Origin of the sequence: Pacificibacter maritimus, from assembly GCF_003814915.1 — a bacterium.
GTDB classification, from domain to species: Bacteria; Pseudomonadota; Alphaproteobacteria; order Rhodobacterales; family Rhodobacteraceae; genus Celeribacter; species Celeribacter maritimus.
In genome coordinates this window covers 390,677-406,979 of record NZ_RKQK01000002.1, presented here as the reverse complement: position 1 = coordinate 406,979, position 16,303 = coordinate 390,677, and the positions used below count along the sequence as shown (strand labels likewise).

At 53.0% G+C, this 16,303-nt stretch carries 10 protein-coding genes and 1 tRNA gene; 10 read left to right on the top strand and 1 reads right to left on the bottom strand.

The window, feature by feature from the left end; translation table 11 throughout:
- Window positions 1-31: 31 nt before the first annotated feature.
- Window positions 32-2,536 carry a TonB-dependent receptor gene (locus tag EDD53_RS08470; protein ID WP_246002314.1) on the bottom strand — a complete coding sequence of 835 codons (2,505 nt, stop codon included), beginning with the start codon at window positions 2,534-2,536 and terminating at the stop codon, window positions 32-34.
- 316 nt (window positions 2,537-2,852) lie between these two features.
- On the opposite strand from EDD53_RS08470, the gene EDD53_RS08465 reads away from it, so the two are divergent.
- The 10 genes from EDD53_RS08465 to pglX all read left to right on the top strand — a co-directional run bounded on the left by EDD53_RS08465 (window position 2,853) and on the right by pglX (window position 16,286).
- Window positions 2,853-2,942, top strand: a tRNA-Ser gene (locus EDD53_RS08465).
- A gap of 149 nt (window positions 2,943-3,091) precedes the next feature.
- The gene (locus EDD53_RS08460; protein ID WP_123792788.1) at window positions 3,092-4,300 is read left to right on the top strand and encodes a tyrosine-type recombinase/integrase; all 1,209 of its coding nucleotides are present in this window, start codon (window positions 3,092-3,094) and stop codon (window positions 4,298-4,300) included.
- Window positions 4,293-4,865: a hypothetical protein gene (locus EDD53_RS08455; protein ID WP_123792787.1), complete on the top strand. Its 573-nt coding sequence runs from the start codon at window positions 4,293-4,295 to the stop codon at window positions 4,863-4,865. Before EDD53_RS08460 ends, EDD53_RS08455 begins: the two co-directional genes overlap by 8 nt.
- Window positions 4,866-4,942: 77 nt before the next feature.
- Window positions 4,943-5,239, top strand: coding sequence for a hypothetical protein (locus EDD53_RS08450; RefSeq protein WP_246002313.1), 297 nt, complete (start codon window positions 4,943-4,945; stop codon window positions 5,237-5,239).
- A gap of 141 nt (window positions 5,240-5,380) precedes the next feature.
- On the top strand, window positions 5,381-6,262 hold the full coding sequence (locus tag EDD53_RS14985; protein WP_246002312.1) for a helix-turn-helix domain-containing protein: 882 nt from the start codon (window positions 5,381-5,383) through the stop codon (window positions 6,260-6,262).
- A gap of 220 nt (window positions 6,263-6,482) precedes the next feature.
- A complete protein-coding gene (locus EDD53_RS08435; protein ID WP_123792786.1) occupies window positions 6,483-6,968 on the top strand; it encodes a hypothetical protein in 486 nt (161 codons plus the stop codon).
- 605 nt (window positions 6,969-7,573) lie between these two features.
- The gene (locus tag EDD53_RS08430) at window positions 7,574-8,188 is read left to right on the top strand and encodes a DUF1819 family protein (RefSeq protein WP_123792785.1); all 615 of its coding nucleotides are present in this window, start codon (window positions 7,574-7,576) and stop codon (window positions 8,186-8,188) included.
- Window position 8,189: 1 nt separating this feature from the next.
- Window positions 8,190-8,789, top strand: coding sequence for a DUF1788 domain-containing protein (locus EDD53_RS08425; RefSeq protein WP_123792784.1), 600 nt, complete (start codon window positions 8,190-8,192; stop codon window positions 8,787-8,789).
- A gap of 4 nt (window positions 8,790-8,793) precedes the next feature.
- The gene (gene brxC / locus EDD53_RS08420) at window positions 8,794-12,312 is read left to right on the top strand and encodes a BREX system P-loop protein BrxC (RefSeq protein WP_123792783.1); all 3,519 of its coding nucleotides are present in this window, start codon (window positions 8,794-8,796) and stop codon (window positions 12,310-12,312) included.
- Entirely contained in the window at window positions 12,312-16,286 is a 3,975-nt protein-coding gene (pglX, locus tag EDD53_RS14920) for a BREX-1 system adenine-specific DNA-methyltransferase PglX (protein WP_211331603.1), read from the top strand. Before brxC ends, pglX begins: the two co-directional genes overlap by 1 nt.
- Window positions 16,287-16,303: the final 17 nt, after the last annotated feature.

Genomic DNA, 16,303 nt, shown 5'->3' with positions numbered 1-16,303 from the left:
GGACCGCCCGCAAAATGCGTGTTCTGTGGGCTTAGAATTTCACGTTAAACGTTGCCCAGATTTCGCGGCCAGGGGCCACATAAGTGAAGGGTTCGCCTGAACGGTATGCCGCATCGTAAAGTGTTGCGTCTGTGGCGTTTGTGATCCCGAACTGAATGTCGGAATTGTCGTTCAATTGGTAAGACCCTACGATGTCAAAGCTCCATTGCTCGGGCAGTGTTTTGCCGTTTGCATAGATGCCGCCAAGATTGCGTTCTCCTACAAAATTGGTTTGTAGGCCCAACATCAGATCTTCTGTGACGTCGTAAGTTGTCAGTAAGTTGAACTGTGTTTTGGCGATATTTGGAATTTCTTCGCCAATCGCATCTGGGTCTTGGCTTTCCAGAACTTCGCTATCCATGTAGACAGCACCACCGTAGACGCCGATACGATCGTGGATGCGGCCAGAGACACCCAACTCAAGACCTTGCACTTGGTATTTCAAGGTGTCGTATGCAACAGAGTTGCCGCGACCGCCGATATCTTCACGTGCGTTGTCTTTTGTTGTGTTGAACAAGGCTGCCGTCAAAAGCAAGTGATCTGAGTACTCGTATTTTACACCTAGCTCGTAGGATGTGTTTTTCTCAGGTGCAAGCGCTTGACCATTTTCATCTAGGCCACCGTAGAAACTACCACCCGATGCAATTTCTTGCCCCATTGGGTTGGTTGATGTTGCAATAGCGCCGTAAAGTGTAAGATCGTCTTGCGGTTTGTAGGCTGCGCCCACATTCCAGTTCAGCATGGTATCTTCACGGCTGTAGGAGTCTGTCACAGCGCCTGTATCATCATAACTGTCGCGTGACAGATCGTAGTGGTCCACACGCAGGCCACCATTTACAGTCCACTGGTCTGACAGTTTCACGCTATCCATGACAAAGACAGAAGTGGTGCGCACATTTGTATCTGTATGGCTATCAGAACGTTGCGCTTGTGATCCGTCCCAGCACCCTTCGCCGGCTGCATCTGGGTTGACCACATCAACCACACAGCGGTTGCCGCTTGTGTCTTGGTAATCTTCGCTCAACAGATCGTCGTAAGAATAGGTTGAAACGTCTTCTTGGCTAATATGTGCGCCAAAGGTGAAGCTATGCTCATAGCCGCCTAAGTTTTTTACGCCTGACAGTTCTAGATCGTCAGAAATAACGTCAGTTTCTTGGTAACGGCTCTTGAAGCTCAGGTTCGCAGTCCAATCCGCAGCATCGGTAGATCCGTTGTCATTCACCGAACTTGGCGCTGTCAAAATGTAATCGTTAATTGCTGTGGAGGCGCGCAGGGTGTTGGTCAAGGTCAAGCCGTTGTCCAATTCCCAAATCAAGCGGGCTGTGCCGACTTTGCTGGTGGCTTCTTGGTAATCACGACCTTTAACGCCGTAGAATGACTCGCGATCAACACCAAATTCGGTCACTGGACCTTCGGGGAAGTTCGGGTCGGTATTGCCAGAAGGTGCAGAAATATATGGCACGCCCCAGTCAGGTGTTTGGTTCATGTTAGTGTAAGCGTAATCCGCTTCCAACGTAACTTTGTCGTTAAACTTGTAACGCACAGCGGCTGATGCGCCTTGGCGGTCGTCGTTCAATGAATCGCGACCCGCGACGTCACCATCTTGCAACATACCATTCAAGCGGTAGGCAAAGCGGTCATCAACCACACGGTTCATATCAAGTGTCGTGCGCGCTGTGCCAGCATCGGTCACGTTTACACCGATATGCGTAAAATCAACGTCTTGTGCCTTCTTCGTCGCGATATTTACCGCACCACCTGTTGTGCCGCGTCCGCCGATTGTACCCGCTGGACCTTTCAAAACTTCAACCTGTTCTGTGTTGAAAGTCTCACGCACACCGATGCCTGGATCACGCACGCCATCAACGTAAACATCGTTGTTTGCCTTAAATCCGCGCACATAGATGTTGTCACCATAGGCATTGCCACCCTCACCGAAACCAAGCGAAATACCAGGTGTCGTACGGGCCAATTCACGCACGGATGTCGTGCCCGTTGTTTCCAATGCTTCTTTTGTCACAGCGGTTACTGTGCGCGGCATGTCTTTGATTTCGCCAGTCAGCTTGCCCATAGAAAGCGTGTCCGCTTTTAGGCCAGCATTTGGATCAGCGTAGGGGCTGTTGCCTGCATTGGCTTTGGCTTCAGCAACACGGGCTGCCTCGGCTGCTTCGCGCGCGGCTTGTTCGCGCGCGGCATCTTCTGCTGCACAGATCGGCTGGCCTGTAAGTTCTGGTGTGCACACCGTAGGGGCAGCAGGGCGCGGTGCAGAGGCGCGGCGTGTGGACCGCTGCGGCTGACTTTGCGCAGGTGCGGCTTCTGTGGTTTCAACATCAACGGTTGGCAAAACAATAACGCCATCATTCGCATTTTGGGCTGTTGCTGCACCTGCGAAGCAAGCGGCTGCAAGTGAGGCCCCCAAAAGGCCGATGTGACGTGATTCAATGGGCCGTGAAACGGCAGTCGTGTTACGCAAGCTGCGCATGGCGTTATCCCTCATTCAAGTGTTTTGGTCCAAGTCATTTTTGACTTTGGACGCATGGGCTGGCTTGAAAGGGCGGACCTTGTGGCTGGCGTCAAAATGCAAGGGCTGCTTATCCGAGTAATTTTGTAAAGTAAAGAAGTTCGGCTATTTCTTATTGAAAGACTAAGATACTTTGGGAGGGCCTGTGATATAGAAGTCACGGCGCACAGCTCAGCATGGACCCCGTAAACTCAGTTGGGGGCGCAAATCAGGGCCAATAAAACACAACTAATTTCCACTCAGCCCAAAAAACCGCTTGAATCATAATAGGCTGCACTCTAATCACGACGGCGGAGACGTGGCCGAGTGGTCGAAGGCGCTCCCCTGCTAAGGGAGTAGGCCCGGAAGGGTCTCGAGGGTTCGAATCCCTTCGTCTCCGCCAGACCTCAATTTTGTTGGTTTTGAATAGGTCGCCTTGGGCGACCTTTTTCTTTGTTTATCTGCGCCTTGTGCGATTTTATCTTTTTGTTGGATTTCTTTCGAATTGCCTCGTATGCTTTCCTTGGGTGGTATGAATTGTGGTATTTTTGAATGGCCTTATCTGGAAAACTAACAAAGAAGCTTGTTGAGAACCTAGGCGCTGGGCGGCACGGCGACGGCGGCGGCTTGTATCTTGTCGTGGACCCAAGCGGGGCGCGGCGCTGGATTGTGCGTGTTGTTGTTAAGGGGCAAAAAAACCGAAAAGGTGCGCCGTTGCGTACTGATTTTGGCTTAGGTGGCGCTGATGTCGTCACGTTGAACCAGGCGCGGGATCGCGCTCTTGAATATCGGCGTATGGCTAAACAGGGATTAAATCCGCGTTTTAATGCGCAGCGCGATATTCCGACGTTCGAAGAAATAGCCCAGCAGGTTCATATTGATCGAATGCCAACGTGGAAAAATGCCAAGCACGGTCAGCAATGGATTAACACTTTGCGCGATTATGCATTTCCCAAAATTGGCCGTATGCCCATTGATAGCATTGGTCAGCGTGAAATTTTGATGTGCTTGTCACCAATTTGGACAGAGAAACATGAAACAGCACGGCGATTGGCGCAGCGGCTTAAGATCGTTTTGGATGTCGCAAAGTCCAAGGGCTTTCGCTCTGGTGAAAACCCTGTGACAGCAATCAAGGACGCGCAGGTGCTCCCTAAGGTTAAAGTCAAAGTGAAGCACCACAAAGCGATGCCCTGGCAAGATGTGCCTGCATTTTATGCGGATCTTTCAACGCGAAATGCGATGGCTGCCAGAGCTTTAATGTTCACTTGCTTGACTGGCTCACGCACAGGTGAAGCTTTGGGGATGCGTTGGGAAGAATTGGATTTCATTGATAACATTTGGACCTGCCCAGAAATTCGTATGAAAACAGGCTCAGACCACCGCGTGCCTCTGACTGAAGCTATGTTGGGTATCATCGAACCATTGAAAGCTATGCAGTCTGAATTCGTATTCGAAGGCCAGAAACGTCACAAACCGTTGTCAAATATGGCAATGCTGATGTTGCTGCGTCGCATGGGTGTTGAAGGAGTGACTGTGCACGGGTTCCGTTCCACGTTCAGAGATTGGGCATCCGACGTCGCCGGTGCGCCTCGCGAGATCGCGGAAATGAGCCTCGCTCACAACATTGGTTCCAAGGTCGAACGCGCCTATGCTCGGTCAGACTTGCTGCAGCGGCGGCGTCAGTTGATGGATGAATGGTCAAAGTTTGTGATCGGTGATCGAAACGGCATGGAAGACCAAGAGTTGGATCAACATGATTGATGATTTACCTAGGCCGGAAGACGAATTCGGATTCGACATTAATTCTTTATGTGAGTTCCTTAAGGAAAATGTCGAGGGTTTTGAGCTGCATACGGAGCAAATTTTTTTCGATGCATGTCCAGATGATCCACTGATGAACATGGGATGGGGTGCACGTCCAAACGCACGGAAGGAAATAGAGCAACTCAAGAAACTTAGAGTTAGTTTGGAGACGCAAAGTCGAAAATTTAGAGGAACGCTTGGCGCCCACGAAGATGTTCTGGCCAAATTGCATAAATCGGCTATCGAACTGACGGACTACTCGTTGACTATGTATGACCTCTACTTTGGGCATGAAAACAGGGGCAATCCAAGTTGGGCGGCGAGGACGGTTGCGGCGATTTGTTATAAGGTAGTCGAACAATCGGGTCGAACACCGACGCTGGGGACGGCTGCGACAAGTGATGCCCCGACTGGTGAATATTGCAAGCTGGTAGAAGGAGCTCTCAAGGCTGCAGATGTTAACGCACATTGGAACAGTCCCGCGAAATGGGCATACGCTTATTACTACGATTTCGAAAAATAACTTTTCTTACTGTTTTCCTATTCAAGTTCACTCGCGTTAACCAAGTCTCATCCAATGCAAATGGAAAGAGGCAGAAAATGGCCCCCCCACGTAAAAGCAACCAAAATTTTGCTTTGAACAGCGAGAAACCCAAGCTCCTCCTTGATCGGCGCAAACCTTCACAAGCGGGTGCAAGCCTATTCGACGATACCCGAAATTACGTTCTGGGCGACGAGGAACTCAACCTCCTCGGCGACCGGGACAAACTTGCACAGTGGCGACACAAAAATATGGGCCCCGCATTCTATCGTCTGGGCCGCAAGATTATCTATCGCGGCGCAGATTTGAACGCCTATGCTGAAGCAAATCGCGTGGAGCCTGGTCATGTTGAGTGATTTGCTCAAGACCTTCAGTATCGGAAGTTGGTCTCCTACGGTTGCAATTCAAAATAGTAGAGGGAGGTTTCGAAATACCGATACTTTGAGTTCGGAAAACAAGTCGAGGCTCTATCCGTTCCCTTTCTTGGGATCCATGCAATGAGCGGTATGGCTTTGATTTGGGCTTCAAGCGTTAAAGGCTTAAAGCCTGCAGTGAAGATCGTGCTGTTCCAACTGGCGAACTTTCACAACAAGGAAACTGGCCAGTGCAACCCAAGTGCACAGCGGTTGGCAGAAGAATGCGGAATGGGTCGTGCAACACTGTTTCGGCATATGACGACTTTGGAAAAATGCGGGCTTGTCACGCGCCATGCCCGTGGGGATGGCAACGGCGGGCGGGGGGCTAACCAGTACGAACTGCACCTAGACATTAATCATGGTCCCACCTCGCGGCCGAAGGTTGGGGTAAGCGATCTCAATGGGGTTGTGTCTCAAAATGAAACGGGGGGAAACGTCTCAAAAAAGTGGGGGAAAAGTCCCAGCAGAAAGACGGGGGTAGTCCCAAACCGGGACACGAACCTTACCATTGAACCTGTGAAAGAACCACCTACGCGCAAGTGCGAGGCGGCGGGAGATGAAGAAGCTGAAAAAATTCTGGCGGCGTATCCACCGGACCGGCTTCGCGGCAAAGCAGTCTGCCTTGCCCGAATCAAAGAGGCCATGAAGGAAGGGATCGCACAGGAGTATTTGCTGCAAGCAGTCAAAGCCTACGCGACCGGCAGCGCAGGTTTCACCCGCTCCAAGGTCTGTTTTTCCGACAACTGGTTTCAGTCGAGACGCTGGCGGGCCTATGTCGAGAAGCAAGCGGAAGACCGAGAGAAAACGGCAGCATCGCAGGCCGATCATCACACGCTGCTGGCCTGCTGGATCAGTGACAGCAGCCCGCTGTGCAAACACATCACGAGCACCCAAGTCACGGCATTGCTCGCCTCGAAACTGGTGACCGAGGCGCAAATCCAAGCCGCAGGCCTCGGGCCATGACCGCGACCGATCCAACAGAAGAGCAAACAGCAAGGCGGCCCATGTCATTCGCTGGCGCTGCTGACATTGGGTCTTGCGAGGAGCGGCTAGCCGTATGGTGCCTCAATCTCGTGTCATCTCCCCACATTAATCGAGCGTACGGTATCTTTGTGCGCTTAGCGTAAACCCACAAAACTGGCCCACCGTAAATCGAACCCCAAATTGCGAAATGGTTTTACCGATGAAACAAAGCCGCAAGCGATCCAACATCGTTCCAATCACAAAAGATCCGCGCGCGACAAATGTTCTGAAATACCGGTCAGAATTTTGTAAGCTGGTAACCGAACTTGCGCGTCAGGGGCACTTCCCCGAGGAATGGTGCGCACAGATAGAAGTATCACTTTCGACGATGTACAATTGGGCGAACCGCTACCCGGCCTTCGATGATGCTTGCCAGCTGGCTTGGACCTATCTGACAGCCTACTGGACGCGCCAGGCGCTTCAGGCAGCCTGCGGAGGGCCAGCCGACGCCAAGTTATTGATCCACATTCTCCAAAAGCGTTTCCCTGACACCTGGGGTCATAAAGCCTGCAATACCCAGGCAAGCTTCCCAATGGGCACGAAAGGACAGAAACAAGAACCGGCAAAACCGTCTGCCAATAGTTTAGATGAGATGACAATATCCGAGCTAAGAGCCGAAATTCAAAGGGCGGGATCTCGAACTTAGGTGCGACTTATCGCCGATTTGTCGCCCACTTATAGCTGACTTATGTCTGATTTGCTTTAGGTTTATCAGATATTTAACGTTCAGCTCACAGACGCTACCAATTTGTTTTGGAGTAGAGAGTGTCCCGAACGACAAGCACGGAGGGCGGGCAGTCACTGTGGCGTACCCGTCCTTGATTATTACTGTGATCTGTTCGTCCGCGCAAATCTGCAGGGTACTTGGGGGGGTGAGCAGGTCAAAACCAATCAGTAAGCCTGAAATCTTGGCGAATAATTTTCCGGCCCTTAGTGCGGACCCTGAGATACCCGACTCTATACGTTTTGTGTCTCCGATGGCTTTAAGCCTCAACAAAATTGCGTCCACAAAGTCGGAAGTAAGTTTATGGAGACACTTCCATGGGGACTTATGATTGCCTACTTTGGGTAGACCTTTGTGAACGCATATTTTAAATTGGCGTGATAAGCTATTAGGCTGGCATTTTTGTTCTTTCGGTGTCAAATTGGTTGAGGAATTAAAGATGATTATAACAATTGACTGGCGCAAAAAGTACCCTCAAAGATCAGTCAAGCTGAAGGTGAGTTTCTAAGGCTAGCTAGGAGGGCTCAATGTCAATCGCGAACCAGCAAGACTACAAAATGTCCTTTAGCACCGGCGGTCTGTTCTTGAACGAAAGCCTGGAAGTCGCACGTTTGCATGTCGAGGGGGAGCCCTGGGAAAACACAATTCTCCGGGCAATGGACGAAGGCGCAACCAGTCTGCCCAAGTCTGCGTCTAACCGCAGATCGTTGCGCGAAATATCCAACCGCCTGCTCAAGTTGACGGCTGAGGAACGTTCTTACTTTTTGGAGAAAGCAGATCGGTCTGATCAGCAGGCGCTTCTCTGGATTGCTGCCTGTCGTGCATATCGCTTTGTCAGAGAATTTGCCGTGGAAGTCGTTCGCGAAAGGTATCTTTCTTACCAACTTGACCTGCCACTCGAGAGCTTTGACATCCTTCTCGCGGCAAAAGCCGAATGGGATGAAGGATTGGCAGGGCTAAGCCGGTCAACCCAACTCAAGCTTCGCCAAATTATGTTTCGTATGATGCGGGAAGCAGGGATTATTTCCGAAGACCGCCGGATCCAGACAGCAATTCTATCCACGTATTTGAAAAACATGATTGAAGAACATAATTCCGGCGAGCTGGCAGTCTTCCCCAGCGTTCCGGTCGAGGGGGCTTGATTTGAAAACTGAATTGAACCGGAAAGAGCGCGCCGAGCATCTTTTTCATGTGATTACCAGCAAGCGTTTCCTGTCCAAGCAGGGTTTTAGTGAAGTCCCTTTCTTCATTTATCCCTTTCCCGCGCTTGAGGGGATGTCAATGGACTTGGATCGAGCAAACCTAGTCACGCAAATTCAGAATGCGGGCGTTAAAGTGCTGGACATTAGCCTTTACGACCTCGCGCTCGAGGTTTTGTCCGACCGTGGTATTCTGGAGCAAGTGATCGAGATTGAGGCGGAAAGCGACAAAGATGAGATCATGGAACTTCTTCAAGGTGTTCTGGATCCAAAGGAACACTTTGCTCCCAAAATTGAGGGTTTGATCAGCACTCACGACCACGACGTTGTTTTCCTTTCCGGTATCGGTGAAATTTACCCTTTCCTGAGAGCTAATCTCATTCTCGAAAACCTCCAGAGCACGATCAAGGACAAACCACTAGTCGTGTTCTTCCCTGGGAAATATACGGCGAGCGTAGGTGGAATGACCGCATTGCACTTGTTTGGGGCGGTTCCTCCCCAACGCTACTACCGCGCTTTTGACATAATGAATTACGAGGTCTGACCCCATGGTCCAGTTGCTAAAAGACATTTTTGAAAAACCCGTCGACCGTGCCATTGATGGCGTTATCAAGGCCGACGACGAGGCGAGCCTTCGCGTTGAACTGGATGAGTACGTTGTAACCGGTGAAATCGGGCAGCGCCTTGAACAGTTCCTTGACGCTTACAATAACTACGACACATCGAACGGGGTGTGGATATCTGGGTTCTTTGGCTCTGGTAAATCTCACCTCTTGAAAATGCTCGCTTTGGTGCTCGAAAACCGAAGTGTGGATGGCGTCAAAGCCCACGACATCTTTGCGGAAAAGCCCGAAGTCAAAGACAACCCGATGTTGGGCGGTGCTTTGAACAAGGCGGTCTCGATCCCCTCAAAGTCGATCTTGTTCAACATCGACCAAAAAGCAGACGTTATCTCGAAGACGGATGTCGACGCTCTTCTCTCGGTGTTCCAGAAGGTTTTTGACGAGACCTGTGGGTATTATGGCAAGCAGCCCCACATCGCCCAATTCGAACGCGATCTCGCAGGTCGCGGCCAGTTCGACGCGTTCAAGGCCGCCTTCCTAAACGCATCAGGCAAGGATTGGGGTCGTGGGCGTGAACAAGCGGTACTCGAGTCCAAGAACATCGCGACTGCGTTTGCGGCTGCAACAGGTGGTGACGCAAACGACGCCAAGGACATCCTAAGCCAATACCGCAAAGACACTCGGGTCTCGATCGAAGATTTCGCAGAGACCGTTAAAGTGTGGATTGATGAGCAACCCAAAGGGTTCCGACTAAACTTCTTCGTAGACGAAGTCGGCCAGTATATTGCGGACAACATAAAGCTCATGACCAATCTGCAAACCATTGCGGAAAGCCTGAACACAAAATGCAAAGGGCAGGCCTGGATCATCGTCACCGCTCAGCAAGAAATGGCCTCGGTGATCGGTGACATGACCCAACAGCAAGAGAACGACTTCTCCAAAATTCAAGCCCGTTTCAGCAACCGTATGCCCCTGAACTCGGCAGATGTAGCGGAAGTGATTCAGCGTCGCCTTTTGGCCAAGACTCCTGAGGCCCAAGTAACGCTCGGCAACCTCCACGATCGCGAAGAAAACAACCTCAAGACACTGTTCGATTTCACCGACGGGTCGATGAAGCTCAAGAACTATCGTGACCGTGATCAGTTCATCGCAAGCTATCCGTTCCCACCGTATCAATACGATCTCTTTCAGATGGCGATCACTTCGCTGTCGGAGCACAACGCATTTGAGGGTAAGCATAGCTCTGTTGGCGAACGCTCAATGCTAGGCGTTTTCCAAGAGGTCTCGAAAAAACTGAAAGACCGAGAAGTGGGAGGTCTGGCGACTTTCGATCTCATGTTTGAAGGGATCCGGACCGCGCTCAAATCATCGGTACAACAAAGCATCCAGATCGCCGAAAAGAATCTGGATGATCCATTTGCAGTCCGAGTTCTTAAGTCTTTGTTCCTGGTCAAATACGTCAAAGGCTTCAAACCGTCTGTGCGCAACATCGGCATTCTGCTTTTGTCGGAATTCGAGGCTGATCAGACAATGCAACGTCGTCAGATCGAGGAAGCCTTAAGTCGCCTTGAGAGGGAAACCTACATCCAGCGGAATGGTGAGGTCTATGAATTCCTGACCAATGAAGAAAAAGACGTCGAAGCGGAAATTAAGGCACTCGACATTGACCCCTCGGAACTATCGAAGGAACTCGAGACAATCGCTTTCGATACAATCCTTCGGCATCGCAAGATCAAGCATTTGGCGACCAACAGCGAATACGCCTTCACGAGGAGGCTGGATGATCATGCGGTCGGTCGCGAATACGAACTTGCAATCAACGTCATTTCTCCCTTCAGCGATGAAGCTGAAAGCCCCGATGCAGTGCGCATGAAAACCATGTCGCGCGAGGAGCTAGCGGTATCCATGAAGCCGGATGCGAACTTCGTCCGCGACCTGATCCTCTTCAAACAGACCGATAAGTTCATTCGTCAATCTCGGAGCGGCTCTCCGCAACCAGGCCGTGACCGTATCGTCGCAGAAAAAGGCGAGCAAAATGGCCGCCGTGCCAAAGACCTCGAAATGCGGCTGCGGAAGCTAATGGGTGAGGCTCGGCTGTTCGTCAGAGGTGACGAGCTTGAGATCGGAGGTGAAGACCCTCAAGAGCGCATCAGCAAAGCTTTTCAGTCTCTGGTCGACAAGGTTTACACCAACCTGCCGATGTTGCGTGGCGTCAGCTACACTGAGGCAGACATCAACAAAGCAGTGCAATCTGAAAGCGGTCTGTTTGGATCCGATGGTACCGGCATCCACGAGGCAGAACAGGACGTTCTGAGCTTCATCAATGCGCAAGCACGCAATGGCGTCAAAGTCTCCGTCAAATACCTAGCCGACAGGTTCACTTCAAAACCCTACGGCTGGCCCATGACCGCTGCTTTGTGTCTTGCAGGTAGTTTGGTCGCCAAAGGCAAGGTCGAGGCGCGTGTCGATAGTGCAGTCAAGGAAGGGCTGGATCTCGCAAAAGCGCTCAACAACAGCCATGCGCTGCCAAACATCCTGCTTACTCCGCAATTGGAATTCACAGCCGCTGAAATTCGTAGCGCCAAAGAACTTTATCAGGAACTTTTCTCTCATCCTTCGTCGGGGACGGACGCTCGCAGCCTGGGCGCTGAATGGATCACTAGCATCGAGGCGTTGGAGGTGGAGGTAGACGGCCTTATGCGTTTGTCGCACCTCTACGCGTTCCTGACCGGGCTTGAGCCATTCCACCAACTGCTGCGTGGTATGAAGGGCAAACCGGCAAACTGGTATATATCCGAAGCCCCCAAACGTGAGGATGATCTTCTGAACGCGAAGGAAGATATCCTCGACAAAGTGAAATCCTTTATGGGCGGCGCACAAAAAGGCATCTATGACGATGCGCGCGATATGCTCGCTAATCAGTCTTCCAACATCGACTATGTGGATCCTGAAGCCGGTCAAAAACTTCGTGCGGCGTTGGAGGATCCCAACTGCTTCAAGGGATCGTCGATCCAGAGCCTGAAATCCGACCTCTTCGATCTGAAGAATAAGGTCGAGCTTAAGGTGCTGGAAGAGCGCAAAGCCGTCATCGCAGAGGTGCAAGAAGTCGCTGCCAAGATCGCGCAGATGCCGGACTTCCAAGCTCTCGATGCTGATAAACAAGCACGCATCAACGCGCGCATCGATAGCCACAAAGCCGGGCTCGACACGGTCACGCTGATCCCCGTGCTGCGTGACCGGGCCAATGGCGCGCGCACGAACCTGCTGGCTGACGCCGTCAACGAACTCGACCGGCTCGCGCGCCCTGCACCTGCACCCGATCCGCAGCCCAGCGATCGGCCCGCTCCTGCACCGCAGGCCCCAACAACAGTCCTTGCATCGACGCTCAAAATCAAAGCCCCGAAAACGCTGCTCACCGATGAAGACGACGTCGATCAGTACCTCGAAGAAATGAAAAAGACCCTGCTGGCCGAAATCCGCGCGGGCAAGAAAGTTATTGTGTAATGGATACCAACGCGCTCAAGAAATTCGCCCAAGCGGCCCGTAACCTGCTGATAGATCAGGTGACCTCCAAACTCGATGTCGTTCTGGCCGAAAACAGCGCGGCGCGGCGCGAGGCCCCCAAGGCGACCAAAGACCTCGACAACGCGATCAAACGCACCAGTAAAACGCAGGTCATCGAACAGGTCGCCTATACGTGGTTCAACCGCTTCACCGCCCTGCGCTTTATGGATGCCAACGGTTACACGCAGGTGCGGGTGGTCTCTCCGGCTGACGGCGCAACACGGCCCGAGATCTTGTCAGAGGCAATGGCGGGCAACCTGCCTGACAAAGCCCCAACCAGCATCGAAGCCCTGCTGAACGGGCGCACGCCCTCCAATGATCCGCAGGCCGAAGCTTACCGTCAACTGCTCGTCCATACCTGCAATCAGTGGCACGGGCCGATGCCCTTCCTGTTTGAGCAGATCGATGACTACACCGAACTGTTGATGCCCGAGGATCTGCTCTCGCAGACCTCCATCCTCGCCGAACTGCGCAAGGTCATGACCGAGGACGCCTGTCAGGACGTCGAGATCATCGGCTGGCTCTACCAGTTCTACATCTCTGAGAAGAAGGATCAGGTCTTCGCGGGCCTCAAGAAGAACCAAAAGATCACGGCCGAGAACATCCCCGCCGCGACGCAGCTGTTCACGCCGCACTGGATCGTCCGCTACCTCGTGGAGAACTCGCTGGGGCGGCTCTGGCTGCTGAACAATCCGCACAGCGGGCTGGCGGCCAAGATGGACTATTACATCGCGCCAGAAGAGCCCGAGACGGACTTTCTGCGCATCTCCCGCCCCGAAGAGATCCGCATCTGCGATCCCGCCGCCGGGTCGGGGCACATGCTGACATATGCCTTTGACCTGCTCTACGCCATCTACGAGGAAGAGGGATACGACGCGACCGAGATCCCCGCGCTTATCCTGACGCATAACCTGACGGGGGTGGAGATTGACGACCGCGCGGGGGCGCTGGCGGCTTTTGCACTGGCGATGAAGGCGGCGGGCAAGCTGGGGCGGCGGCGGTTCCTGCGGATGGAGGCAAAACCCGACATCTGCGTGTTGCAGGAACATCGCTTCCAGATAAGCGAGTTCAACGACTTTGTTGCCGACCTTGGCTACGACCTAAACGTCGATCGGGTGGCTAATGGCCTATCGAAAACGCCTCTCATCCTCGATGAATTCTGGCACTCCGTCAGCCGCTATTTGAAGCACGCTGAGGCAAAGGGCTTCGAGGACATCGTTGACAACGCGATGCACGTGTTCGGTGTCGCGCTCGATTGGGAGCTTGGCTTGTTTGAAGAGGCGGCTCAGACCCCCTTCATCCTGAACCAAACCCAAGACGTTCGGTCCGAACTCTTGGCCATCGCGGCATCAGACAAATCGGCCAAAGAACGCAAACAGCTTGAGACGGCGTTCAAGAAGAGTGCGAACTCGCCCAACATCTCCGAGAGATTGATCGGGATTGGCAAGGCCTACGCCAAGCACGGCAATGACACGACATACCGCATGGATCTCGACGCGCTGGTGGCCCGGGTGGAAGAGGCCACCAACGCGCCCGAGGTCTATGCCAGACTTGAGGACGTGGCGCGGCAGTTGAACGAAGCGATTGCCTTCCATGGTCCGCTTTGGGCGACCATCCGGCAATTCGAGCAGGCCAAGAACTTTGGCTCGCTGATCGTGCCGAAGCTGCGCGATCCGGCCGAGACGCTGCGGGTGGTCGAGGCGCGGGATTTTGGCGGTGATCTGCTGTTGAAGGAGGTGCAGGAGCGTGTCATCGCCGTGCTGCGCATGGCCGAGGCGCTGTCGCCAGAGTATCACGTGGTGGTGGCCAATCCGCCGTATAAGAAGAAAGGTGATCTTAACGGCCAGCTTCAGTCTTTTCTCGTCGAAAAGTTCCCCGATTGTTTTTCAGACCTCTATGCCGCGTTCATTGATCGCTTAAGTAAGCTTTGCCGCAGGCACGGGCTGTTCGCAATGATCGCTATGGATAGCTGGTTATTTGGTGACGACTATACGGAAATGCGTGCACGTCTGATCTCTGGCTCGCCCTTCCAACAGTTGGCACACCTTGGCCCTCGCGCATTTGACGAAATCAAAGGAGAGGTAGTTCAGGTAGCGGGCTTTGTGTCTCAACGCGGCGGGAATCCCGATCGAGCAGCCCAGTTCTTCGATCTTACCGAGGGGCAGAACTCTGATGAGAAGGCCGCCATGCTTCGCGAAAGACATGGTGAGCATCTGGCACGAGCGTCTGACTTTACACGTCTTCCGCGAAACGTAGTTGCCTATTTCGTATCCGACCACACTCGTAGCGCTTATGCCGACGGTACTCCCCTCAAGGAATATGCGGAAGCCTTCACAGGTCTTCAGACCGGTGACAACCCACGCTTCATTCGAAGCTGGGGAGAAGTCAGTCGTGTTTCGATCGATTTCGATATTGAACCGGAAACCAAAACAAGTTGGTCCGGGAAATGGGTTCCTTATGTTAAGGGCAGCGACTACCGAAAGTGGTTCGGAAATCATGAGTTCATTCTCGATTGGCACTCGGATGGTGCCGAGATCAAATCGCACAAAAGCTCCACGGTTAGAAACGAGCAGTATTACTTTCGTAACGGACTTGCCTACAACACTATTGCAAGCAAATTGTCAGTCCGCCGCGTAACCTATGGTCATATTTTTGATCAGAAAAATTCTATGTTCTTCAGCGACAGTCCACGCGCTCTCGATGTTTCCTTGGGCCTACTGCATTCCAAAGTAATGCCCCCGCTGCTGCGCGTCGTCGCGGCAAAAGATTTTGGCCCAGGAAGTATGAAGCTGCTGCCAGTATTCGAAGATTATGAAGAAGTATCGGTAACACATCTGGTCGACAGATTGGTAGAAATCGCCCGTGCCGATTGGGACGCCTACGAAACCTCCTGGGATTTCACCACGCTCCCGCTGCTCTCGCCCGATCACCGGGCCGACACGCTGGAGGCCACCTATACCCGCCTGCGCGACCATTGGCAGGGCATGACGGACGAGATGCAGCGCCTTGAGGAAGAGAACAACCGCATCTTCATCGACGCCTATGGTCTGCAAGACGAGCTGCCCCCCGAGGTGCCGCTGAACGAGATCACCCTCACCTGCAACCCTGCCTATCGCTATGGCATCAAGAACGACGCCGAGGCGAACGAGACCCGCCTGCGTGCCGACACCATGGCCGAGTTCCTGTCCTACGCCGTGGGCTGCATGTTCGGGCGTTACAGCCTCGACGCCCCCGGCCTGATCCTCGCCAATCAGGGCGAGACGCTGGCCGACTACCTCGCCACCCTTAAAGAAAAAGGTGTGCCCGAGCCGACCTTCATGCCGGACGAAGACAACGTCATCCCCGTGCTCGACGAGAACTGGTTCCCCGACGACATCACCGAACGCTTCCACCTGTTCCTGCGCGTGACCTTCGGCGAGGCGCATTTCCGCGAGAACCTGAAGTTTATAGAGGACACGCTTGGCAAGAACGGAAAACCAAGGTCCCTGAGAGATTATTTCACCAAGGATTTCTACGCCGACCACGTGAAGCGCTACAAAAAGCGCCCGATCTACTGGATGTTCTCCAGCCCCAAGGGCACGTTCAACGCGCTGATCTACATGCACCGCTACCGCGCCGACACAGTGTCGGTGCTGCTCAACGACTACCTGCGCGAGTTCATCACCAAGCTGGAGGGCGAGCGTACAAAGCAGGAGAAACTGGCCTATGATCCGACAGCGACCCAAGGGCAGAAGACCAAGGCGCTGAAGGAGGCGGCCAAGGTCGCCAAGCAGATCGACGAGCTGAACGAATGGGAACGCGACGTGATCTTCCCGTTAGCACAAAAGAAGATCGAGATCGACCTCGATGACGGGGTGAAGGCGAACTACCCGCTATTCGGCACCGCGCTGAAAAAGATCGTGGGGCTTAGCTGATGTCGAATCGAGAAATT

What these genes read in the sequence shown, in the direction of transcription:
- EDD53_RS08470 (WP_246002314.1), bottom strand. Translation starts at nt 2,536, where the DNA reads ATGAGGGATAACGCCATGCGCAGCTTGCGTAACACGACTGCCGTTTCA.
- EDD53_RS08460 (WP_123792788.1), top strand. Translation starts at nt 3,092, where the DNA reads ATGGCCTTATCTGGAAAACTAACAAAGAAGCTTGTTGAGAACCTAGGC.
- EDD53_RS08455 (WP_123792787.1), top strand. Translation starts at nt 4,293, where the DNA reads ATGATTGATGATTTACCTAGGCCGGAAGACGAATTCGGATTCGACATT.
- EDD53_RS08450 (WP_246002313.1), top strand. Translation starts at nt 4,943, where the DNA reads ATGGCCCCCCCACGTAAAAGCAACCAAAATTTTGCTTTGAACAGCGAG.
- EDD53_RS14985 (WP_246002312.1), top strand. Translation starts at nt 5,381, where the DNA reads ATGAGCGGTATGGCTTTGATTTGGGCTTCAAGCGTTAAAGGCTTAAAG.
- EDD53_RS08435 (WP_123792786.1), top strand. Translation starts at nt 6,483, where the DNA reads ATGAAACAAAGCCGCAAGCGATCCAACATCGTTCCAATCACAAAAGAT.
- EDD53_RS08430 (WP_123792785.1), top strand. Translation starts at nt 7,574, where the DNA reads ATGTCAATCGCGAACCAGCAAGACTACAAAATGTCCTTTAGCACCGGC.
- brxC (WP_123792783.1), top strand. Translation starts at nt 8,794, where the DNA reads ATGGTCCAGTTGCTAAAAGACATTTTTGAAAAACCCGTCGACCGTGCC.
- pglX (WP_211331603.1), top strand. Translation starts at nt 12,312, where the DNA reads ATGGATACCAACGCGCTCAAGAAATTCGCCCAAGCGGCCCGTAACCTG.